Here is a 21,887-nt window from a genome sequence, read left to right on the forward strand (position 1 = left end):
CAGCGTCACGGCGCGTGCCTCTGTTGCCGCGGCGAGATCCGCAGCCCGCACCGCGTAGCCGTCCATGGAGCTGGTGCGCATGGGTGGCACGTCGAGCGGCGACACAACCGCTGTCGCCAGCACGCGCCCGAGTGCGTCGAAGGTGTCGACGGTTTCAACGCCGTCCACCCCGCGCGCGGCCGCTAGCAAAGTGGCGAGTGCGTCGGCAGTGGACAACATCGGCGGTCGTGAAGCGGCGGGCGTAGTGGACATCGTCGGGGTATGGGTTGGCCGTGAAATGGGTAGCGCTGACAGGGTCGCCACCGAAGCACTTATTGTAGCGAGAAGCAAGGTAGCGAGAAGCGAGCGCCAACCGGTCGGCGGCCCACGCCCGATCCGAACTCATCGGCCATCAGGACAAGTGTTCGGCCACCTGCCCCCGCGCTTCGCGGCCCCTTTTTCACCTTCCGCCCGCGCTGCCGCGCAGCCCGGGCTCGGTGATACACTCGCACGACACTTTCAGACTTCTCCCCTATGAAATTCTGTTCCGTCTGCGGCCACGAGGTCAGCCTGAGCATTCCGCCTGGCGACAACCGCCCACGCTACGTTTGCAGTAATTGCGGCACGGTGCACTACCAGAATCCGCGCAACGTGGTCGGGACCGTGCCCGTCTGGGACGACAAGGTGCTGCTGTGCCGGCGCGCGATCGAACCGCGCTACGGCTACTGGACCCTGCCCGCGGGTTTCATGGAGATGGACGAAACCACCAGCGAAGGTGCCGCGCGCGAGACGCTCGAGGAAGCCGGCGCGCGTGTCGAGATCCAGAGTCTGTTCACGCTGCTGAACGTGCCGCACGTGCATCAGGTGCACCTTTTCTACCTGGCGCGGCTGCTCGATCTGGACATCGACGCAGGCGAGGAAAGTCTCGAAGTGAAGCTCTTCGACGAGAGCGACATCCCCTGGGACGAAATCGCCTTCCCGACGGTCGCGCAGACCCTGCGCTTCTTTTTCGCCGACCGCGCTGCCGGCAACTACGCGCTGCACACCGGCGACATCTTCCGCTCACTGCGCGAAGGCTGAGCGCCCCCGAGAATCATGGTTCCATGGCTCGCCTCCGACGATCCGTTCCCTCCTGTCGAGCGCGCGCTCGGCGAGGCAAGTGGCGCGCCGGGATTGCTCGCGGCCAGCGCTGAGTTGCAGAGCAACCGTCTCGTGGATGCGTATCAGCACGGCATTTTCCCGTGGTATTCCGACGGCCAGCCAGTGCTCTGGTGGAGTCCCGATCCGCGCATGGTGCTGATTCCCGACGAATTCAAAGTCTCCGATTCGCTGCGTAAAACGCTGCGGCGCGTGTTGCGCGAGCCAACGTGGGAAATCCGCGTGGACCACGATTTCGCCGGCGTGATGCGTGCCTGCGCCCAGACGCCGCGCGAAGGTCAGCGCGGCACGTGGATCACGGCGGATATTGTGGAAGCGTATTCGTCGCTGCATCGCGAGGGCCGGGCGCACAGCATCGAAACGTGGTTCGAGGGCAAGCGCGTGGGGGGTCTTTACGGCGTGTCGTTCGGGCGCATGTTTTTCGGCGAATCGATGTTCGCGCATCGCACCGATGCCTCGAAAATAGCGCTCGCGGCGCTCATCGGACACTTGCGCCACCATAAAATAGAGATGATAGACTGCCAGCAGAATACGTCGCATCTGGCGTCGCTGGGCGGCCGCGAGATCCCGCGCAAGGCATTTGTGAGACATCTTTGCGGGGCGGTCGGTGAGCCGCCAATACCCTGGCAGTTCGACAAGTACGCGCTGCTTGAGACGCTCCAGCCACGCGTGCTTCCGTCAACATGAACAAGGCCGGTTGCGAACTCCAGGCGATGTTCCGCGATGTGCATTAAGCAGTGACTGGCAAACCGCGATTCACCCTTTGATATTCGCAAACGCATCTAGCACCATTGAACACAATCGAACGTGATGTTTAGCAGGCAATATAGCGATACGACCGAGGCTTTCCGCCCTGCATCGAACCGCCGCGGCACGGTTGGGGTGGTAAGCAAGATAGACGCTTAGAACGAGAGCTGCCAACGTGACTCACCCCAATGAGCTGCCGCTTTCACCGCTTTCGGCGTTGCAATTCTATGCAACGGCGCCGTATCCCTGCAGCTATCTGGACGGGCGCATCGCGCGCTCGCAGGTGGCGACCCCCAGTCACCTGATCAACTCCGACGTCTACACCGAACTCGTCAAAGCGGGTTTCCGGCGCTCCGGGGTGTTCACCTACCGCCCGTATTGCGACGGCTGCCGCGCGTGCGTGCCGGTGCGCGTACCCATCGACCGCTTCATGCCGAACCGTACCCAGCGGCGCGTCTGGAAACAGCATGGCGGCCTGGTGGCGAGCGTCGCGCCGCTTCACTACGACGAAGAGCATTACGCGCTTTATATGCGCTATCAGTCGGCGCGGCATGCGGGCGGCGGCATGGATCGCGACAGCCGCGACCAGTATGAGCAATTTTTGCTGCAAAGCCGGATCAACTCGCGCCTGGTGGAATTTCGCGAACCCGTGCGTGCAGGTACTCCGGGTAACCCCGGTGCCCTTCTTGGGGGAAATCTCGCAGAGGATCCCCCCGCGCCGGGCACGTTGCGCATGATCAGCATGATCGACATCCTCGGTGACGGCCTTTCGTCGGTCTACACGTTCTTCGAACCTGGCCTGCCGCACACCAGCTTCGGCACCTACAACATCCTGTGGCAGATCGAACAGGCACGAAGCCTGGATCTGCCTCACGTCTATCTTGGTTACTGGATTCGCGAGAGCGACAAAATGGCGTACAAAGCCAATTTCCGGCCGCTGGAGGGCTTGATCGACGGTCGATGGGACTCACTCGACCCCGCCACGACGCACTCCGCCGGAACGCCTCCCATGCCCGGCAAGATGCCGGTGGACAAGCCGCGGCGCTGAAGATGCGGCTGGCTGCGGCTGGCTCTATTTCCGCGCCGCTTTCACACCTGTGTCACAGCTTTTCGGACGTCGGCGTTAAAGCCGTTAAAATGGCGCGTCTCAATTTACGCCGCCCCGGCCTCTCCTCGTGTTCAGCTCCCTCTACCCGCTCGCCCGCGCGCAACTTTTTCGCATGGATGCGGAAGATGCCCATCACCTGACGCTGCGCATGCTTGGCGCCGCCGGCCGTACCGGTCTCGCCGGCATGCTCGCCGAGCGCGCCCCGGATTCGCCGCGCACGGTCATGGGCCTGAGTTTTCGCAACCCCGTCGGACTCGCTGCGGGGCTGGACAAAGATGGCGCGTGCATTGACGGATTGGCGTCGCTCGGGTTCGGTTTCATCGAAGTGGGGACGGTCACGCCGCGTGCGCAGCCGGGCAACCCGCGCCCGCGTATGTTTCGGCTGCCCGACGCGCAGGCGCTGATCAACCGGCTCGGCTTCAACAATCGCGGCGTCGATCAGTTCGTCGAGAACGTGCAGGCCGCGCGGTATCGCGGCATCCTTGGGTTGAATATTGGCAAGAACGCCGACACGCCCATCGAACGCGCCGCTGAAGATTATTTGTATTGTCTCGAGCGCGTGTATCCGTTCGCGAGCTACGTGACCATCAACATCTCGTCGCCGAATACGAAGAACCTGCGCCAGTTGCAAGGCGCCGGTGAGCTCGACGCCCTGCTCGGCGCGCTGAAGGACAAACAACAACGTCTCTCCGATATGCACGGCAAGCTCGTGCCGCTCGCGCTCAAGATCGCCCCCGATCTCGACGATGAGCAGATCAAGGAGATTGCCGCGACCTTGCTGCGCCATAAAATAGACGGGGTGATCGCGACCAACACCACGCTCTCGCGCACGGCCGTGACCGGCATGAAACACGGCGATGAAGCCGGTGGCCTGTCGGGCAAGCCAGTGTTCGAGGCGTCCAATGCGGTGATCCGCAAGTTGCGCGCGGAGCTCGGCAACGAGGTGCCGATCATCGGTGTTGGCGGCATCATGTCAGGTAACGACGCGCGCGAAAAGCTCGCAGCGGGCGCATCGCTCGTGCAAATCTACACCGGCCTGATTTATCGCGGCCCGGCGCTCGTGACGGAATGCGTCGAAGCGCTGGCCAGTACTCATGCAGCAAGCGCCACGGCATGAAACTACGTAAGCTCATATCCACATGAGCAAACGATCTGAAGACAGCATTGCGTTTTAGCTATCATCGCCGCACTTCAGATCACTGACAAAAACCAGGACAAAGGCAAATAACTCATGAAACTGTCTCTCTTCAAAAAAGTGCTCGTGGCCGGCCTGATCGGCGCATCGCTCTCCGCTGTCGCTCACGCTGAAGACCTGCTGGATTCGGTCAAGCAACGCGGTACGTTGCGCATTGGCCTGGAAGGCACTTTCCCCCCGTTCAACTCGAAGTCGCCCCAAGGTGAACTGATCGGTTTCGACGTGGATATCGCCAAGGCGGTTGCCGCGAAGCTCGGCGTGAAGCCGGAGTTCGTGACCACCGAATGGAGCGGGATCATTGCGGGCTTGCAGGCTGGCAAGTTCGACGTAATCGTGAACCAGGTCGGCATAACCGATGCACGCAAGCAGACGCTCGATTTCTCGCCGGCTTACACGTATTCGAATGCGCAACTGATTCAGCGCAAGGACGACACGCGGGACTTCAAGACGCTTGAGGACTTGAAGGGCAAGAAGCTTGGCGTGGGTCTGGGCACAAACTACATGGACATGGCGAAGGCCGTGCCGGGTATCGATGTCAAGACATATCCGGGCGCGCCTGAGTACTTGCGCGATCTGGCGTCGAACCGTCTGGACGCTGCATTGAACGACCGACTGATGCTTGCGTACCTGATGAAGAATTCGCAGTTGCCGCTGCGCACGGGCGCGAATGTCGGCCCGGGCAATCCGTCGGGCATTCCGTTCAAGAAGGGCAATCCGAAGTTCCAGAAAGCCATTGACGATGCGATGACCCAGCTCGAAACCGATGGTACGTTCACGAAGATCTCGGAGCAGTGGTTCGGTATCGACGTGACGAAGCCAGCCAAATAAAACCCGGACCCTCACGCGTTCGGCATCGGGGCGGCGTCTTAGGGATGCCGCCCTTTGCATTTGATGCCCGCCTCGTACGTTAAGCCTACTTTATTCCTTCATGTCCACGACATCCCTGCTCGTTCAATCCGTACCGGCCCTTGCACAAGGCGCTGTCCTGACGATCAAGTTCGCGGTCTATTCGATGTTCTTCGGCCTGATCGCGGGCACGATACTCGCAATGATGGGCATCAGCCGAAACCGCGCGCTGGTCGGTATCGCTCGTGCTTATGTGAGCGTGATGCGCGGCACGCCGCTGCTTGTGCAGATCTTCGTGATCTATTACGGGCTGCCGAGTCTGGGTATTTCGCTTGATCCAACGCCGGCGGGGGTGATCGCTTTGTCGGCGAATGTGGCGGCTTATCTTTCCGAAAGCATGCGCGGCGCGATTCTCGGGATCCAGAGTGGGCAGTGGCTCGCGGCTTATAGCTTGGGCTTGTCGAGGATGCAGACGCTGCGGTATGTGATTGGTCCGCAGGCGCTGCGCATTGCTGTGCCAAGTCTTTCGAATAGCTTGATCAGCCTGATCAAGGATACGTCGCTGGTGTCCGTGATCACGGTGACGGAATTGCTACGGAGTGCGCAGGAAGTGATCGCGGCGACGTATCAGCCATTGCCGTTGTATCTTGCTGCGGCGGTGGTTTATTGGGTGCTGTGTAGCGTGTTGGAGTTTGTGCAGCGGTTGTTCGAGCGCAGGTTGGCGTTGCCGGGGCGGCATTAAGAACCGATGTTCGCTCGCACCGGTGAACGGGGCGAGCGAACGCCCCGCCTCTTAGCCTTGGGTCCCATCCAACTTCACCCCGAACCTATCCATCCGCGGGAAATGATGCCGGTCCGGATCCAGCGAATACGCTACCCGCGTCGCCCTTCCCATCAACTCACTGCGTGGGAAAAACCCAAAATACCGCGAGTCCGCGCTGTCGTCGCGGTTATCGCCGAGCATCAGATACTCGCCCTTCGGCACCGTCACCGGCCCAAACGAGCGCCGCGGACTCGGCGCCAGCACCGACAACCGCACCATGTGCGAAACATGCCCGAGCTTCTCGTCCAGATACTCGCCGGGCGAAGACGCATCGCCCGCAACGCCCGTTATATCGACGGGCTGATAATCCGCGCGCCTGCCATCGATATACAACACGTTGTCGCGCATGGCGACCACATCGCCGGGAAGCCCGATCAGCCGCTTGACGATCAACTCATGCGCCGCCGATGAATCCACCGTCACGATATCCCCGCGCTGCGGATCATGCAGATGCGCAATCGCCACGTGCGTGAACGGAATACGCAAGTCGTACGCCATCTTGTCGACGACGATCCGGTCGCCCTCGCGAATGGTCGGCAACATGGAACCGCTAGGCACTACATTCCAGTCAGCAATGGCACTGCGGAACAGCGCCATCAACACCAGAAACGCGATCAGGCTCCGATATTCGCGCCAGAGTCGAGGTAACAGTCGCATGGTGAAGGATGCCGGCATATGAGGACGACGCAGCTTAACGTCGAAACCTGAAATGACGCTTAAGCAGGCCAGCCGAGCTGGCCATCCCGCGCCTATTCGGTTTCGAAAGGGAAACGCACGCCGAGGTCGCGGCGGGCGGCATCCATGATGGAAATCATCTGCATGGATACCGCATGCCGCATGATCGGACTCTCGATGACGCCGTCGCGCAGCAGCTCGCAAAAGTGCGCGGTCTCGTAGTTCAACCCGCCGCCTTCGAACGGCGCATCCAGCTCTACGGTGCGGCCATCCAGATAGCGAACGCTCGCACGCGCGGGATTCCACCAGTTCTCGTGGATCGTCACCGTGCCGCCGGTCGCGGCAAGCAAGGCATCGCCCTTGCCCTGCAGATCCAAGCCGCAGAACAACTGCGCGACACCGCGCTCATGCCGCACATTCAGGCTCGCGAAGGTGTCCACGCCGGTCTGCCCGATCCTTCCAAAGGTCTGCACTTCGAGCGGTTCACCGAGCCAGTCGACCGCAAGAAACGCCTCGTAAATACCGATATCGAGCAATGCTCCGCCGCCCATTTCCATTGAATACGAGGGATGCGAAAGCGGCACGTTCGCGATCGAACAACCAGCGCGCACCAGCCCGATTTCACCAATAGGATCAGCCGCGAGATGATCGCGCAACTGCCGGTAGAGCGGATAGAACGGCGGTTTCATCGCTTCCATGAACAGCAGCTTCGACGAGCGCGCCGCATCGATCATCTCCTGCAACGCGCGCGCGTTGACAGCCGCCGGTTTCTCGCAGAGCACGGCACGGCCGGCTTCGAAAGCACGCAGCGCATACCCGGGATGGCTGTCCTGCATGGTCGCGATATACAGCGCGTCGATGTTGTCGAGCAATGCATCGAAGCCTTCATACGCCCGGGTATGAAACTGCGCGGCGAAGGCTGACGCCGGCTCGAGCCGGCGCGACCACACGCCGCTCAGTGTCGCGCCCGGCACAAAGGCAAGCCCTTCGGCGAACCTGCGCGCAATATTCCCGGCGCCGACAATGCCCCAACGGATCGTGCTCTGTGCGTTCATCTGTCCCGCTCCCTGCTTGATGGTGAATAGTCGGCCATGGCCGGAGAATTCGCACATTGTCCACTACGAGAGCGGTCGCCGTGAAGCCTGAACGATGCCTGAACGATCACGCACAGCGCGTCGCGGTTCTGTCACAAAACTCAAGAGGGACCGACGGGAGGTCGACTTCCAGCGCAAAAACCATCAGGCGTCGAAGTCAGGCAGGAAGATAAAGTGAAACGTTTGCGTAGGGAGGAACCCGAATAGGGCGCTCATCGCGCCCGGCCACGACGAACGTGACCAGAAACCTCGGGCCAGCTTCGCCACGCCGGAACCGTCCCGGACGCGAAGCTTCGAGTGCGTGTCAGGCGCCGGCCGATTCCGATGCGCCGATCGGCGGTGACGAATTGTCCTCGCGGCGTTCGAGCGAAAAGGCCCGCCCGACTTCCTCCGCGGTGACATTGATCAGCGTGCTCATCGCGCGCTCGGCCGCACCGGCGTCGTGCGCCTCGATCGCTTCCACCACGTGGCGCTGCGCGTCGAGCGTCGCGTCACGCATGGTCGCAATGCCCGCCACGATCGGATAGACCGTCACCAGCGCACCCCGCACGATGGCCGTCATCTGCTGGAAGAACTGGTTGCCGCTCGCGGCGACAATGCGCGTATGCAGCGCGACATCGGCGGCCTGGTACTCGGGCTCGCTGCCGTTGAGCGACGCAAGCGCGTCGAACGCGTCGCGAATCCCGGCCACTTCGTCGGGCGTTGCACGGGTTGCCGCCAGCGCGGCCGCACGCGGCTCGATCAGCATTCGAAACTCGATCACGTCGCGCAGGAACGCCTGATCCGGCGTCGCCCGAAAGCGCCAGCTCACCACGTCCTCGTCGATCAGCCGCCAGTCGCTCATCGGCCGGATCCGCGTGCCCGTCTTCGGGCGCACGTCCAGCATGTGACGCGCGAGCAACATGCTCAAGGCCTCGCGCATCACGGTCCGACTCACGTCGAACTCCTTCGACAAGACGTCCTGCGGTGGCAGGATCGCGCCGTACTTCTGTTCGACGATGCCCGATACGAGTCCGTCCATCACCTTAGCCACTAGCGACCGCTCTTTGTTTTCGTCCATCACCCCTCTCCCCTTGCGCCCTACATTGTGTCCCTGCACATCCGGCGTGCTTCCCCAAGCTCACCGGAAGGCCCAGTGAGCGCCACTGATCGATCGGATCAATCTGCGGCACTGCACCGTGCACGATAAATTGCGTGTTCAATACCGTGGACGCCAGTCGGAATGTCCCTCTCAAGGGTTATCCCTTTGCCGTCTCACGGTGCTGCTTCGGCAACCGCTGTATTAAGTACTTCGTGATGCTTGTGATTTAAGTGCTTCGTGATTCCCTGTCTGCCTGCTCAATGCACTGCGCGGTGCGTCCCCTGCCTGCCCGGGCTTTCAGCCCGGTGTCTTCTTCTCGGTCACGCGGCCGTACTGGTCGTCGAAACGCACGATGTCATCCTCGCCCAGATACGTCCCCGATTGCACCTCGATCATTTCGAGCGGCGTTTTACCGGGATTTTCGAGCCTGTGGGTCGTACCGAGCGGAATGAACGTGGACTGGTTTTCGCTCACCAGGAAGGTTTCTTCTCCGCGTGTGACAAGCGCCGTGCCGCGCACGACGATCCAGTGTTCTGCGCGATGATGGTGCATCTGCAACGAGAGCCGCGCGCCCGGTTTCACCACAATACGCTTTACCTGAAAACGCTCACCGTGATCGATGGAATCGTAGAAACCCCAAGGCCGTTGCACCTTGCGATGATCGTGGGCCTCAGCGCCCTTGGCGGCCTTCAGGCGGCCAACCATCGCCTTCACTTCCTGCACGCGATCCTTCGATGCCACCAGGATTGCATCGGCGGTTTCCACGACCACTACGCCGTTCACGCCAACGCAGGCCACCAGCCGTCCGTCTGAATGCGCGAAGCTGTCCGCTGAACCTTCGAAGATCACCCGACCGCGTGCGACGTTGCCATCTTCGTCCTTGTTCGACATGTCCCACACAGCGTCCCATGCGCCGACGTCGGACCAGCCTGCTGCGAGCGGTACCACGACACCCGGAAAACGAGGCTCGTGCGTGATGCGCTCCATGACCGCGAAATCAATGGAATCTGATGGGCACGATTCGAATGCGTCGACATCGAGTTGCGTGAAGCCGTCCTGATGCAGGCCGCGGTCGAACGCGATCAGGCACGCGGCGTGAATGGCCGGCTGAAAGTGTTCGATAGCCGCAAGCCACACGGACGCGCGGCACACGAAAATGCCGCTGTTCCACCAGTATTCGCCAGACGCCAGATACTGCTCCGCAATTTCCCGGCGTGGTTTTTCAATGAAACGTTCAAGCACGCGCGCCTGAGGCACACCGTCGCCAGCAGGCCCGAGCGCCGCACCGGCCTTGATATAGCCGTATCCCGTCTCAATCTTGTCCGGCACGATGCCGAGCGTGACAAGCGCACCGCTCACGGCATGTTCGATCGCCTTCGCGATCGTGCGCCGGAAGGCGTCGAGGTCGGACACGGCGTGATCGGCAGGCATGGCCACCATCACGGGATCGTCACCGGGTACGGCAGCCAGTGCCGCCAACGCCGCAAGCGTGAGCGCAGGCGCAGTGTTACGGGCACACGGTTCCAGCACGATGCGCGCACGACGTCCGTTCCGCTCGATCTGCTGGGCGGTCAGCAATTTGTGTTCCGTACCGCAGACCACGATCGGTTCATCGGCGGTGGCGAAGTGCACGGCGTCGTGGCCATGCGTCGCGGCATCGAGTCCGTCGAGACGGCGCAGCGTTGCTTCGAGCAGCGACTCCGAGCCCATGAGTTCGATGAGTTGTTTGGGGAACTGCTGCCGCGACAGCGGCCAGAGACGCGTGCCGGACCCGCCGGCGAGAATGACCGGTTGTACGCGAACACTCATGGCGCCCGTCTTGGCAGCGCCGTTAAGCGGATTGTGGGACACGTCCACGATGACTCCTGAAGCGTTGAAGCTGATTGAGGGCCGAACGCGTCTGACAGGTGCGGACGCGTGAAACACACGCATCGATTGATGCGCTATTTAAGCAGGCAAATCCAATTTGTTGTGTGCGCGCGCGAACGCCCGCACGCTGTTCGGTCAATCTGCCTTTCAGGGCGCTTTATGCATCCGCTTTATGCATCCTTACCCGGCGCTAGGCAGCAATCTTTGCCGGACCCGCGCAGCGACCTCGCGCAATTCGCTCGATTCGCAGAACGACCATGCGAGGTTGCCCGCAAGTAGCGCGACGCCAATCGCGGCCATGCCGCTGAGCGAATCCATGGAGTCGGCGCACACCGTGGCAATCACCAGGAAAACCAGATGTCCGGCCATGTTGCGCAGGATCGGCCGTGGCTTGAGCTTCGAGAAATAAAGGAACGCTGCATAGTCGAAGAAAGCTTTCGCGACCACCGCCACGCCTGCTCCCAGCAGCCCATACCAGCGAATACTCAGCCACAGCACGAGTGCGAAGATCGGCAAACCGATCCAGCCAACGCGCGCGACCTGCGCCGGATTCGCCTTGGCCTGGATCAATACGCCGATGATGCTCGACTGCCCCGCCAGCCATACGCCAATCACAAGGATGCGTCCGACAGGCGCCGACTGCACCGCCATCTCATGGCCAAGCCAGATGTTCAGGAACGGCGCCAGCGCGAACAACGCAACCACCACGCACGGCGTGAATGCGCAATTCAAAAACGCGAGGGCCTGATGCGAGAGTTCGTCGGCGTGATCGCTGGCGGAGGCCGAAAAACGCGGGAACAGCGTGCGCAACATGGCGCTCGGCAGCAGATTCATGCGCGTAACGAGGTTTTGCGGCGTGGCGTAGTACGCCACGTATTTGGCGCCGAGCATTGAACCGATCACGACCCGGTCGAGCGTGGTCGCGATCATGCTCGCGCCCGAAAACAGCAGCAGCCAGCGGCCGTAGTTGAAGAGTTCGCGAATCAGCGGCCACTCCGGCTTCGAGATGCCCGTGATACCAATTGCGCGGAACGTGCCGTAGCCAAGCAGCAACGCCGCGAGAAACCGCGCAATGACTGCTGCCGGCACGACCACCGCCAGTGACGGCGAGATCAGGTACAGCGCGGCAAGCGGTAACAACTGGAACAGGAATGTGCCGATAGTCTGGTTGGTGTTGAACAGCGCGAACTTTTCCATGCCACCGATCGCGCCGCTGAACACCCACGAAATGTTGGCGATCGGCACGGCCAACGCAATCCAGGGTAGCGCATGCAGCACTTCGCGCTGGAACACCGGTTCGATAGTCGCGATATGCACGACGTAGACGTACGCGCCAAACCAGATCAGCACCGCGCCGACGAGACCTGTCGCGAGGTTGAGAAAGAATGCGCTCCAGAAGATGCGCTGGATGGTGCCGTCGTTGGACTGGCGTGCCTTGGCGATATGATTTTCGGTCGCCATCGAAATGCCGAGATCAAGCACGCTGAAATAACCGATCAGCGCCCACACCAGGTTGATGACACCGTAGCGCTCGATCCCCATGCCATGAATGTAGGCCGGTACCGTCGCAAGCGAGACAAACACGGGCAGGATGAGCCCGGCGAAATTGATCGCTATGTTCTTGAGAAGACTTTTTTCCATTGAGCAACGGGCCGATTACAACAAACACACAGGATGAATCAAGGCACCGCGTCACAGCTTGCGGTGAATGCAGGCACGTTGCAGCGCACGGGTGATGCACGGTTGAGTGCACGCAACGGGTGCCTGCCCGAAGGTCAGACGAATTACACGCCAGAGTAGAGCCACGGCATGTCAGGGTCTGTACGCAGACGAACGCATCGCGCCGCGGCTTTCGATCCCTTGCAATCCTTTACATTCTTTAGGCTTATCGCGATTCGAGCGCTTCAGCGCGCATGTCGCCGTGCATCTTGGTGTGCATCTCGTCGGGCCGGTTTGCACGCGCCGCGAAACGCGGCAGCAACGCGCGCAGGCGCGCCCAGCTAAGGCCGCCACACGCCGCTTGTGGCGCCTCTGCCTGCACGAACTGAATGAACGACGCCATCATGTCCTCGCGTGCCGAATAGGAAAAGCACGCGTGATCAAGCCCGTCGCGGCGAGCAGTTTCCACGTTGCGCCACTTGCGCATCCGCCGCCCGCCCGCACCGAAAAACACCGCAAACTCGTCCATACCCGGATCTCCCGCGCCGTAGACGAAACGAACCTTCACGCCACGCTCACCCAGGCCACGGACCATTGCACGCACACGCGAGCCCGCCGAATCCACGCCGATCGTCCGCTCGGCGAGATAGGCCACGCTGGCCGTGAGGCGCGCGCTCATGCGCCACGCCAGCTCCTTCACGATGGGCGTCAGGCGCCGTTGACCGCGCAACACGCGCTTCCATTTGCGCGCGGTCTTGAAAGAGCGCATGAACGTGCTGGTGGCGGTCTTCGGCCGGTTGTCGTTCGCGGCGAACGACATCGGATCTTCGGGAAAGCCGAACTTGGGCGCGTTCACGAGCACCAGCGAACGAATGTGGGGACTCACCGGCGCCGCGTGCAGGCAAACGTATGCGCCCGAGCAGACCGCGAAACACGAGACTTCGTCGAAACCGCGCGACGCCAGGTACGCGGCGGCGGTCGCCACGTCGTCGCAGCCGGCGCGTGAAAACAGCATCGAGAGCGGGCGTTTGTCGACGGCGCCCGCGCTGTCGCCGAGCGAGCCGACATCGAATCGCAGCGAGGCAACCCCCTGGCGGGCGAGCCGCCGCGCAAGCGTGACGGAGATGCGCGCGTCACCTATGCGATGCGTCGCGCCAGGGTTGACGAAGACCACCGAGCGGCGCGACGGCGCGCCCTCTTCGGGTTCGCAGAGAATGCCGAACAGGCGGCCGTTATCGAAGATCACGGGCGTTTCGCGCGCACCGTCGGCAATCAGCACGGGTGTTTCTGCCAGGCCGATCATCGCTGCCGTGTCCTTCGATTCGACCAGTGCAGGCACTCCCAGCCAGTCGACGATGCGTGCAATCGCCCGTCGCGGTGTCTCGGTCACGCCGGATTCCTGCATGAACGCGGCACATTCGTCGAAGGCCTCGAACACCGCATCCGAACCGGCGGCGCGACACGCGTCGACGAGTTTCTTCGAGCGAACGGGGTCGTAGGAATCGAGCACCAGCAGGCGAGGCGGCACGTGTTCCGCCAGTTGCGTATCGCGCAGCAGGTCGAATTTGCTCAACGTGGCGACGCTCGAGGCGATCAGGCGATGCCCGACCGCCTCCGCATAATCGGCGTCAGCCGGTGTGGGTTCGACATGAATGCCGCCCGTTTCAAGCCAGTTCTGTTGCAGCAGGCGCAGTTCGCGCAGATATTGCCTGCCCGATAACACCGGTGCGAGCAGTACCAGCTCATCGACTTCTTCCTCGGCAGCCACCAGCGCGGCGAGCGTTGCGCCCAGACGCACGCCGCACAGGGCCACTTGTGTCACGCCAGTCGTTTGCTTCAGGTAAGCAATTGCCGAGCGGATGCTTCGCAGCCATTGCTCGATCTGCTCGCCGTCTTCCGATTCGCCAGCCGAGTCGCCGGTGCCCGCGTAGTCGAAGCGAAGCGTCGGCGAGCCTGCGGCCGCCAGTGCCTCGGCGAATACGCGCCAGCCTTTATGGACCCACATTGCCTCGCGGCCGAACGGCTGGCAGAGCACCACCCCGCGCGCGGCGGCTGGCTCACCCTCGTGCAGCCAGCCAAAACACTCGTCGAAAATTACAGGCTTCATCTCGATGTCGCGCCCGAAAGAGCGTCGTTATTAAGTTGTCTGCGCATTACACTTTTACTACGCCGTTCATTCCGTGCGCCCGCACACACTGCACAAGCGCACCCTGATTTTTCCGCCATCGCGAGCGCCTTTATCCACTGTTGTTTCCCCGGTGTTCGATGTCCAACAGACGGTTTTTCCCTTGCCAAGTCAAATAGCGCATCACGCCGTGTCGTGCATGCGCGGCACAGAACAAAAAAATGCCGGGGAAAACACATGGTCACCGCTGTTCACGAACCCAGTCCGTCTGCTGCGCCGCGCTTTTCAGTTTGCATCTGCACGCGCAATCGTCCAGGGGATCTCGCCCGCGCATTGCGTTCGGTCGAAGCCTCCACGTATCCGGCGCACCAGATCGTGGTGTCGGATGACAGCACCGATACCCTCACGCGCGAGATGATCGCCGCCGATTTCCCGCAGGTTGTCTTTCTGGAAGGGCCGCGCCGCGGACTGGGCGCGAACCGCAACTGCGCGCTCGACGCGGTGACCGGCACGCATGTGGCGTTCATCGACGACGACGCCACGCTGAGCATCGATTTCCTCGCGCGCATGGCCGACTCGTTGCACCACGGCGGCCAGCATCCGGAGAAGCTGATTGTTACGGGCTACGAACTGAATCGCGGCGAGCGCGTGTATGCGAACGCGACTACGTTCCTCGGTTTCCAGTCACGGCCTTATCGGACCGGTGACAACCACGACACTGTCGTCATCAACAGCGCCGTATTCCCCGCCTGGCTCTTCAAGCTGATTCGCTTCGACGAACATCTGGTTTACGGGTATGACGAAGTGGACATCGTCATGCGCGCCACGCTACAGGGAAAGTGCGTGGTGCGGCTTCTGCCGGAAGTGTTCAACTCGCATTTTCCATCGACGGTGAATCGCGACTACTACGCGGCGTTCATCGAAGCCTCGCGTATCTACGTGACGCATAAACGCTACCGCTGGTTCGAGCGCAACCGCCCGAAAGCCGCGCTGTACCTGACGCTCGCCGTTGCGCACAATCTGCTGCACAACCTGCGCGCCCACGGGCCCAAAGGTCTTGCAAGCAGCATGCGTACCCTCTCGCACGCCAGCAGCTACATTCGCCGATACACTCCGGAAGGACTCGCCCTACAACATGAAGATCACCGTACTCGTACCCACTTATCGTCGAACCTCGGATCTCGCTCGCTGCCTTGATGCGCTCGCGCGGCAACGGCGCGCAGCGGACGAAGTGCTGGTGGTGTGCCGTGGTGCCGACGAAGAAACGCAGGCGTGGCTCGTGATCGAGAAGTCGCGCGCGCGCCTGCCGCTCGTCAAGGTCGAGGTCTCTCAGGGCGGTCAGGTTGCCGCGTTGAACGCGGGTCTCGATGCCGTCACGGGCGACATTGTCGCGATCACCGACGACGACGCCGCGCCGCGTCCGACGTGGCTCGAACGTATCGAACGCCACTTCGCGAACTCGCCGGATGTTGGCGGGGTCGGCGGCCGTGACTGGGTGCACGAGCATGGCATGACGCTCGATGCCGCCGAGCCGGATGTCGGCCGCTGGCAGTTCCCAGGCCGCGCGATCGGCAATCATCATCTGGGCGTGGGGGCCGCGCGCGACGTGGACTTCCTCAAGGGCGCGAACATGAGTTATCGCGTGAGCGCGATCAGCGGCAATGCCATTCGCTTCGATACCCGCCTGCGCGGCTCGGGCGCGCAGGTCAACAACGACATGGCGTTCGCGTCGACGGTACGGCGCGCGGGCTGGCGTCTTGTCTACGATCCGGCGGTGGAAGTGGATCACTATCCGGCGCAACGCTTCGACGAAGATGCGCGCGCGGTACGCGGCAGCCGCAGCTGGGTCGCGATCGAAAACGAATCGTATAACCTACATCTGATCGTACGCGACGAATATCGCGGCGCGCGCCGGGGTATGGCGTTACTGTGGTTGACCGTAGTGGGACACGGCGCGTGTCTCGGCTGGGTCAATCTCGCACGCGCGCGTTTCATCCATCGCGAAACGACGGCATTGCAGCGCTGGCGTGCGGCGCGCAGCGGCGCGGCGCTAGCGAAGCGCGATCATGTGCAGCGACGGCTGGACAGCGTGGAAAGGGAATTCGCAGGGTAATTAAAGCGGTCAGTTATATGGCCCAAAAAAACGGCGGTCAGTTAGTTCTGGCCGCCGTTTTTTATGTGTTTGCAACGGTCCATGACATGCAACCGCCTTGCACCGTGTCACGCTGCCGGCACGCGCCGTGTCGACGGCCGGTTCTGCCGATCCTCGCACTCCGCAATCGCGCGCTCATAAACCGCAAGATGATCGGCACACACGCGCTGCACCGAAAAACGCTCGAGATCCCGCTTCGCGCGCACGGCATATTCCGCACGCACTGGCGAATCCATCAACAACCAGCCGATCTTGGCTGCCAGTTGCAAAGGCTCCTGCGGCGGTACGAGCACACCCGCGCTACCGTTCTCCAGCATCTCCGCAACGCCGCCCACTTTCGTCGCGACAATCGCGCAACCGGCTTCGCGCGCTTCGCTGAGCACCAGCGGCCCGGGCGCCTGATGTGGCGCGAACGCGAAGACATCGGCTTCAGCCAGATACGCACGGGGATCGGCCACGAATCCTGCGAACTGCACATGGTTCGCAATGCCAAGTTCTTCAGCGAGACCTTCCATCAAACCGCGATCGGGACCCTCTCCCACCAGATAAAGCCGCGCGTCCTGCGTCTGCCGAACATGCGCGAACGCATGCAGCAGATCGGCAATGCCGTTGCGCTCGAACATCGCCGCCACACAGACCACATTCGGATGGCGCAACTGCAATGGCCGCGGCATCGGCCGTGCGGCAAGACGCGGCGAACCGATCGTGCCGCTCGCCACCACGCTCAGGGTGTTCGCCAGCAGGCCACGCTCGAGCATGGCGTCGCCGACCGCGTGGCTCACCACAATCACGCGGTCACCAAAACGCATCAGCGACGCGCTTTTCTGGATATCGTGATGCACGGTGGTCACCAGGGCGAAGCGGCGGCGCATGCTGCCGAAGCGCGAAATCAACGCGCCGGTCATCATGTGCGCGTGCACGACATCGGGATTAAAACGCTCGATCAGTCGGCCAAACCCCGCGATCATGGCCGGCACGCGCCAAGGCTGGCGCGACTGCTGCAGTGGCACGTGCGTGACGCCATGACGTCGCAGCAACGGCTCGAAAGCACCGCCCGATGACGCAACCGCAACGTCGTGACCGGCGCGTGCCTGCATGCACGCCAGATCGACCATCGCGTTGACGGTGCCGTTGCCGATGCATTGCGCATGCGTGGCCAGGTGAACGATTTTCATGACTTGGTCTGGTTCGAGGTTGAGCGGCGCCTGGGGCGCCGGGGCCCTTCTTTCTTCTTGCTGGTTTATTTTTGTTCGTTCAGTACGAGTCAATGGCTTCGCGATACACTGCGGCCGTCTGCGCCGCGATTACTGGCAAATCGAAATGCGAGCGTGCGTACGCGCGGCACTCGGCTTCGCTGGGGAGAACCCGCCGGCCGAGGAGCGCTCCCGCGAGTCCGGCCCCCAGCGCCTGAAAACCGCCCGATTCCAGCACGAGCTCCGGGCTCAGCGGCGCGACCGCTTCGGGCAAACCGCCCACCGGCGTCACGATCACCGGCGTACCGCTCGCCAGCGACTCGATGGTAGTGAGGCCGAAACCCTCTAGCGCGGTCGTCGGCACCACCGACACATCCACCGAGCGATACCAGAGCGGCAGCGCTTCGTCGGCGACAAAGCCCGCGAGGCGCACATGCTGCGACAAGCCCCGATAGTCGATACGCGCCTGCAACGCCGCCATCAGCGGCCCCTTGCCGGCAATAGTCAGCAGCACGTCGGGCACTTGCTGGCGCACGAGGAACATCGCGTCGACCAAATCTTCCAGGCCCATGCGCGAGACGAGGCGGCGCACGCAGAAAAGCATTGGGCGATCTTGCGGAAGTCCGAGCGCGGTACGTGCGGCACGCCGGTCTATGCCGGTGCTGAAATGATTGACGTCGACACAACCGGGCACGATGCGGATCGTGCGGGCGTTCACGCCGTACTGCTCCTGCAACACGTCGCCAAAAGCCTGCGACAAAACAATGTGCAGATTGCCGCGCTGATACACATGCCGTTCGACCGCACGCCGCACCATCACATTCGCGTGGCCACGCGCGCCATGCGCCGATTCATCGCCCCATGGCCCATGAAAATGGATCACCTTCGGCACACGCGGAAACTTGCCGAGCACGGGCGCGGCGTACAGCGCGAAGTGCGCCGCGACCACGTCGGGCATACGCGCGTTGCGCAACTCGACCGCGGCGCGCCGCAAGCCGGCCACGCGCTTCAGCAAAGGTGCATCGGGTGCGGCGAACGGCGTCACCACGCCATGAGTCGACGTCCTGACGTTCTCGCTTCCGGCTACAAGCCCGCGCACCGTTACGCCCTGAGCGGGCAGCGACTGTATGAGTGCGCTGACCATGCGGTCGAGGCCACCGGGACGTTCGTCGAACCAGTTCATGCCGATCTGCAGCGAGTCAATGGTCCGCTGTTTTGAAGGCTGGCCTGGTGTGTCCGTCGAAGCTGTGACCGGAGGTCTGCTCAGAGGCTTGCTCGAACCGGCAGCCTTGCCCGCGCGATCTGCGACGGGGGTCGTCGTGCTTGCTCGCATCGTCCTTGATTTAGCTGCCATATTCATGTCTTCACCGATACAGTCTCATGGCTTGCCCGTGCATTGTGGCGAGCAGCCTTGCGTGTTGTCGCAATGTCTTCGAACAGCGCGAGATAGCGTGCTGCCATGGTCTGCCACGACAGCGTCGCGGCCAGGGCTTGCGCGGCCTGCCCCATTTCGCGTGCACGCAGCGGGTCGGACGCGACCAGCGTGATGGCTTCAGCGAGCGCGCCTGCGTTGTCGGGATCCTCGAGCACGATGCCGCACTCCTCAGTGATTACTTCCGCGCCGCCGGCCGTATGCACGGTAATCACCGGCAACGCGGACGCAAGCGCCTCCAGCAGCACGAGGCTCATAGCTTCATAACGCGACGGGAACACGAACGCATCGGCGCATCGCATCAACGTGGGCATGTCGCGGATCATCCCGACGAAATGCACGCGATCCGCCACGCCGAGCGCGGCGGCCATTGCCGGATACGGACTGTTCGCCACGCCGCCTGCCACCGCGAGGTGCACGTTCGGCGGACACGTCACGAGCGCGCGCAGCACGGCGTCGAGGTTCTTGCGCGCGTTGCGCAGATCGCCGGCAAACAGCAGCATGAACGGCTCCTCGGGCAACTTGAAGCGCTCGCGCTGCGACGTCTGCGACAAGTCCGGCGAGAACTCCACGTTATCCACACCGTTATGGATCACGCGAATTTTGTCGCGCGGCATGCCGAGCGTCACCAGTTCCGCGCTCACTTTCTCGGACACCGGCACCAGCACGCGTGCATGCCTGAATGCCCAGCGTTCGCACCACGCGTTGAGCCGCGTGAACAACAGTTGATACGCAGCGTAGAGGCCCCCGGTCAGGCGAAACGGGTAATAACCGCTTTCATACCAGCCGGTGTGGACGAAGTGGATGGCGTTGACATCGGAATGAGTCCACGCAATAAAACCGTTGACCTGCACCACGTCGAATTCGTGCCGGTGCGCGCGGATCCATGCCGCCGCGCGCAACGCAAACACCTGATACTGGAGCAGGCGCGTGGGCACGCGGCTCGCGGGCAGGCGGGCAACCGTGATGCGCGGATGCAGGCTCAACGTTTCGTCGACCGTGGTACTGAGCAGCGTGACCGAATGGCCCGCGGCGAGCGCGGCCTGGACGACCTCGTAGTTGACGCGCCCTTGCCCGTCGTTCCTGCCGACGGTATGGGTGACGATGAGTAGATTCATGCGGTCCTCGTTGGATACGGAGTGTGCTGCCGTGCTGTCCGATGGGTTCAAAGCCCCTTCAGGTTGACCGCGCTGACCGGGCCGATCGACGACGGCGCTCATGTGCGCAGCGTGGAAGGCTGCGCAATGTGCTGCTGCGCCGCGGTTCCTGTTGTTGTTGCACGACCGGGAGCGGCCGGAGCGGGCCGATCGCCCTGACGAGCGGCGGCTGAGCGCGCCGGCTGTTGAATTTCGCGTGCATAGCGCCAGCCGGCAACCGGCAACATCACGCCGATGAAAAAGAACATGCCTCCCGAACCGATCAGCGTATTGACGAACACCATCATGGCCAGCACACCGAAGGCGGCAGCCGTGCCGGCCACGGCGAAGCGATCGCTTTTCCGTGCAAAGCTGGCAACAAACGCGCGCAATATCAGCATCAGCAAACCCGCTGCATAGAGCAGCGTGCCGGGCCATCCGAGGACGTACGGCACCTCCATCAGGCCGCTGTCGAAGTCGACGTTATTCGACGATCCATCGCCCGAGAGCTTCGAGCCGAGCCCCGTCATGCCGAGACCTTGCCCCGCGATATTGGTCGTCATCTCGGAGAGGAAGTGGTTGTAGATCTCGGTGCGAACCTGATAGCTGTAGTCGTTGTCGAGCTGGGTCACCGTGGAGAAGCGCGCCATTGCCTTGTCCGAGATTTCGTCGACCATCGCGACCGGCGAACACAGCAGCACGATCACCGCGATACCGCCGACTAGCCGCAAGCGGCTGCGGCCGTCGAGCATGACGAACAGATACACGAGCCCGATGGCGAGGCCGCCGACCACACTGCGCGACATCGTACCGATCAGAGCGGGCACGGCCAGGCCGCCCGCGAGGAAGGCCATCTTGTTGCGTGCGGCGAGGGTCATCAGCAGGCAGGCCATCATCGCGATGGCGAACGGGCCTGACGAATTCATCGTGCTCGCGACCCGCATGCCGAACGGCAGCGGCACGCCTTCCGAAACCATGCCCGACTGCAGCAACCAGAACGCGTCCCAAGGCGGCGGACTGACATATTGGAACACCCCGTATAACGCGATCACGAAGCCGCCGAACACGAAGGTCTTGAGCATCGTGCGGTGATATTCGGGGTACTGCCGCCACGTAACCAGGATGTGAAACGCGATCAGGACCGGGAACAGCCACGAGATCAGCGTATAAGACGCAGCCGCGATCCCGGCGCCGACCATGCCGATCACATAGCCATAGAAGATGCCGAGCACAATCAGCGTAAGCGGGATGGCACGCCGCTGCATCAGCACGCGAAAATGAGTCAGCAACTTCATGCCGCACAGCGCGGCCGCGATCACCGGCGCGAGCATGATGAGGCTGCGGTCGCTGAACATGCCGTTGAAGTAGTCGGACAGGCGCCGCACTTCCGGTGTCAGGAAGAACAGCCACACGACGAATGAGAGATAGTGCGCGGGCGAACGTTTGTAGAGCAGCGCCGCGACGGCAACTGCCCCGGCCGGATAGAACAGTTCGAGCACACGGCTCTGATGCAGCACGAGCAACAACGCGGTGAGCGCCGCGAAGGCCAGCGGCGCAATCATCAGCCGACGCCGCCGGCTCAGCTCGGCGCGCTGCTTCGACTTCACGGCGTCGG

The 21,887-nt window shown here is 62.4% G+C and carries 18 protein-coding genes and 1 pseudogene; 8 read left to right on the forward strand and 11 right to left on the reverse strand.

The features are described from left to right. Positions 1–252: pseudogene (locus tag EOS_RS39520) on the reverse strand (molybdopterin molybdenumtransferase MoeA); the annotation flags it as partial. A 261-nt stretch (positions 253–513) separates the two neighbouring features. Here EOS_RS39520 and EOS_RS39525 point away from each other — a divergent pair. The 6 genes from EOS_RS39525 to EOS_RS39550 all read left to right on the forward strand — a co-directional run bounded on the left by EOS_RS39525 (position 514) and on the right by EOS_RS39550 (position 5,775). After that, the gene (locus EOS_RS39525; protein ID WP_047897679.1) at positions 514–1,059 is read left to right on the forward strand and encodes an NUDIX hydrolase; all 546 of its coding nucleotides are present in this window, start codon (positions 514–516) and stop codon (positions 1,057–1,059) included. A 15-nt stretch (positions 1,060–1,074) separates the two neighbouring features. Beyond that, positions 1,075–1,824 carry a leucyl/phenylalanyl-tRNA--protein transferase gene (aat, locus tag EOS_RS39530; RefSeq protein ID WP_047897680.1) on the forward strand — a complete coding sequence of 250 codons (750 nt, stop codon included), beginning with the start codon at positions 1,075–1,077 and terminating at the stop codon, positions 1,822–1,824. Between the two features lie 235 nt (positions 1,825–2,059). Further along, a complete protein-coding gene (locus EOS_RS39535) occupies positions 2,060–2,932 on the forward strand; it encodes an arginyltransferase (RefSeq protein WP_047897681.1) in 873 nt (290 codons plus the stop codon). A 127-nt stretch (positions 2,933–3,059) separates the two neighbouring features. Then, positions 3,060–4,109: a quinone-dependent dihydroorotate dehydrogenase gene (locus EOS_RS39540; protein ID WP_047897682.1), complete on the forward strand. Its 1,050-nt coding sequence runs from the start codon at positions 3,060–3,062 to the stop codon at positions 4,107–4,109. Between the two features lie 114 nt (positions 4,110–4,223). Next, positions 4,224–5,015, forward strand: coding sequence for a cystine ABC transporter substrate-binding protein (locus EOS_RS39545; protein WP_047897683.1), 792 nt, complete (start codon positions 4,224–4,226; stop codon positions 5,013–5,015). Positions 5,016–5,115: 100 nt separating this feature from the next. Next, entirely contained in the window at positions 5,116–5,775 is a 660-nt protein-coding gene (locus EOS_RS39550; RefSeq protein WP_047897684.1) for an amino acid ABC transporter permease, read from the forward strand. 51 nt (positions 5,776–5,826) lie between these two features. Here the strand turns inward: EOS_RS39550 and lepB are convergent, their stop codons facing one another. The 6 genes from lepB to EOS_RS39580 all read right to left on the reverse strand — a co-directional run bounded on the left by lepB (position 5,827) and on the right by EOS_RS39580 (position 14,341). Continuing rightward, a complete protein-coding gene (gene lepB, locus EOS_RS39555; RefSeq protein ID WP_047897685.1) occupies positions 5,827–6,513 on the reverse strand; it encodes a signal peptidase I in 687 nt (228 codons plus the stop codon). A gap of 92 nt (positions 6,514–6,605) precedes the next feature. Next, positions 6,606–7,586, reverse strand: a complete 981-nt coding sequence (locus tag EOS_RS39560; RefSeq protein WP_047897691.1) for a Gfo/Idh/MocA family protein — start codon at positions 7,584–7,586, stop codon at positions 6,606–6,608. Positions 7,587–7,929: 343 nt separating this feature from the next. Further along, positions 7,930–8,685: a FadR/GntR family transcriptional regulator gene (locus EOS_RS39565; RefSeq protein WP_047897686.1), complete on the reverse strand. Its 756-nt coding sequence runs from the start codon at positions 8,683–8,685 to the stop codon at positions 7,930–7,932. Between the two features lie 318 nt (positions 8,686–9,003). After that, positions 9,004–10,515, reverse strand: a complete 1,512-nt coding sequence (locus tag EOS_RS39570; protein ID WP_047897692.1) for a mannose-1-phosphate guanylyltransferase/mannose-6-phosphate isomerase — start codon at positions 10,513–10,515, stop codon at positions 9,004–9,006. A gap of 240 nt (positions 10,516–10,755) precedes the next feature. After that, positions 10,756–12,216: a flippase gene (locus EOS_RS39575; protein ID WP_047897687.1), complete on the reverse strand. Its 1,461-nt coding sequence runs from the start codon at positions 12,214–12,216 to the stop codon at positions 10,756–10,758. Between the two features lie 244 nt (positions 12,217–12,460). Next, positions 12,461–14,341, reverse strand: a complete 1,881-nt coding sequence (locus tag EOS_RS39580; protein WP_053064205.1) for an alpha/beta hydrolase — start codon at positions 14,339–14,341, stop codon at positions 12,461–12,463. Between the two features lie 255 nt (positions 14,342–14,596). Here EOS_RS39580 and EOS_RS39585 point away from each other — a divergent pair, with 255 nt between their 5' ends. Together EOS_RS39585 and EOS_RS39590 are read left to right on the forward strand one after the other, a co-directional pair. Beyond that, on the forward strand, positions 14,597–15,556 hold the full coding sequence (locus EOS_RS39585; protein WP_053064206.1) for a glycosyltransferase family 2 protein: 960 nt from the start codon (positions 14,597–14,599) through the stop codon (positions 15,554–15,556). Next, positions 15,495–16,472 carry a glycosyltransferase family 2 protein gene (locus tag EOS_RS39590; RefSeq protein WP_047897688.1) on the forward strand — a complete coding sequence of 326 codons (978 nt, stop codon included), beginning with the start codon at positions 15,495–15,497 and terminating at the stop codon, positions 16,470–16,472. The genes EOS_RS39585 and EOS_RS39590 overlap by 62 nt, the downstream gene beginning before the upstream one ends. Positions 16,473–16,579: 107 nt before the next feature. Here EOS_RS39590 and EOS_RS39595 read toward each other — a convergent pair whose 3' ends face one another. From EOS_RS39595 to EOS_RS47325, 4 genes are all read right to left on the reverse strand, one after another. Then, positions 16,580–17,686: a glycosyltransferase family 4 protein gene (locus tag EOS_RS39595; RefSeq protein ID WP_047897689.1), complete on the reverse strand. Its 1,107-nt coding sequence runs from the start codon at positions 17,684–17,686 to the stop codon at positions 16,580–16,582. Between the two features lie 79 nt (positions 17,687–17,765). Further along, a complete protein-coding gene (locus EOS_RS39600) occupies positions 17,766–18,887 on the reverse strand; it encodes a glycosyltransferase family 4 protein (protein WP_047897695.1) in 1,122 nt (373 codons plus the stop codon). Positions 18,888–19,060: 173 nt separating this feature from the next. After that, positions 19,061–20,254, reverse strand: coding sequence for a glycosyltransferase family 4 protein (locus EOS_RS39605; protein WP_047897690.1), 1,194 nt, complete (start codon positions 20,252–20,254; stop codon positions 19,061–19,063). A 98-nt stretch (positions 20,255–20,352) separates the two neighbouring features. Next, positions 20,353–21,887: O-antigen ligase family protein (locus tag EOS_RS47325; RefSeq protein ID WP_160312573.1), on the reverse strand; the 1,535-nt coding region annotated here is incomplete at its 5' end.

Origin of the sequence: Caballeronia mineralivorans PML1(12), assembly GCF_001028175.1 — a bacterium.
Taxonomy (GTDB): Bacteria; Pseudomonadota; Gammaproteobacteria; order Burkholderiales; family Burkholderiaceae; genus Caballeronia; species Caballeronia mineralivorans.

What these genes read in the sequence shown, in the direction of transcription:
- EOS_RS39525 (WP_047897679.1), top strand. Translation starts at nt 514, where the DNA reads ATGAAATTCTGTTCCGTCTGCGGCCACGAGGTCAGCCTGAGCATTCCG.
- aat (WP_047897680.1), top strand. Translation starts at nt 1,075, where the DNA reads ATGGTTCCATGGCTCGCCTCCGACGATCCGTTCCCTCCTGTCGAGCGC.
- EOS_RS39545 (WP_047897683.1), top strand. Translation starts at nt 4,224, where the DNA reads ATGAAACTGTCTCTCTTCAAAAAAGTGCTCGTGGCCGGCCTGATCGGC.
- EOS_RS39550 (WP_047897684.1), top strand. Translation starts at nt 5,116, where the DNA reads ATGTCCACGACATCCCTGCTCGTTCAATCCGTACCGGCCCTTGCACAA.
- lepB (WP_047897685.1), bottom strand. Translation starts at nt 6,513, where the DNA reads ATGCGACTGTTACCTCGACTCTGGCGCGAATATCGGAGCCTGATCGCG.
- EOS_RS39560 (WP_047897691.1), bottom strand. Translation starts at nt 7,586, where the DNA reads ATGAACGCACAGAGCACGATCCGTTGGGGCATTGTCGGCGCCGGGAAT.
- EOS_RS39565 (WP_047897686.1), bottom strand. Translation starts at nt 8,685, where the DNA reads ATGGACGAAAACAAAGAGCGGTCGCTAGTGGCTAAGGTGATGGACGGA.
- EOS_RS39570 (WP_047897692.1), bottom strand. Translation starts at nt 10,515, where the DNA reads ATGAGTGTTCGCGTACAACCGGTCATTCTCGCCGGCGGGTCCGGCACG.
- EOS_RS39575 (WP_047897687.1), bottom strand. Translation starts at nt 12,216, where the DNA reads ATGGAAAAAAGTCTTCTCAAGAACATAGCGATCAATTTCGCCGGGCTC.
- EOS_RS39580 (WP_053064205.1), bottom strand. Translation starts at nt 14,341, where the DNA reads ATGAAGCCTGTAATTTTCGACGAGTGTTTTGGCTGGCTGCACGAGGGT.
- EOS_RS39585 (WP_053064206.1), top strand. Translation starts at nt 14,597, where the DNA reads ATGGTCACCGCTGTTCACGAACCCAGTCCGTCTGCTGCGCCGCGCTTT.
- EOS_RS39590 (WP_047897688.1), top strand. Translation starts at nt 15,495, where the DNA reads ATGAAGATCACCGTACTCGTACCCACTTATCGTCGAACCTCGGATCTC.
- EOS_RS39595 (WP_047897689.1), bottom strand. Translation starts at nt 17,686, where the DNA reads ATGAAAATCGTTCACCTGGCCACGCATGCGCAATGCATCGGCAACGGC.
- EOS_RS39600 (WP_047897695.1), bottom strand. Translation starts at nt 18,887, where the DNA reads ATGAACTGGTTCGACGAACGTCCCGGTGGCCTCGACCGCATGGTCAGC.
- EOS_RS39605 (WP_047897690.1), bottom strand. Translation starts at nt 20,254, where the DNA reads ATGAATCTACTCATCGTCACCCATACCGTCGGCAGGAACGACGGGCAA.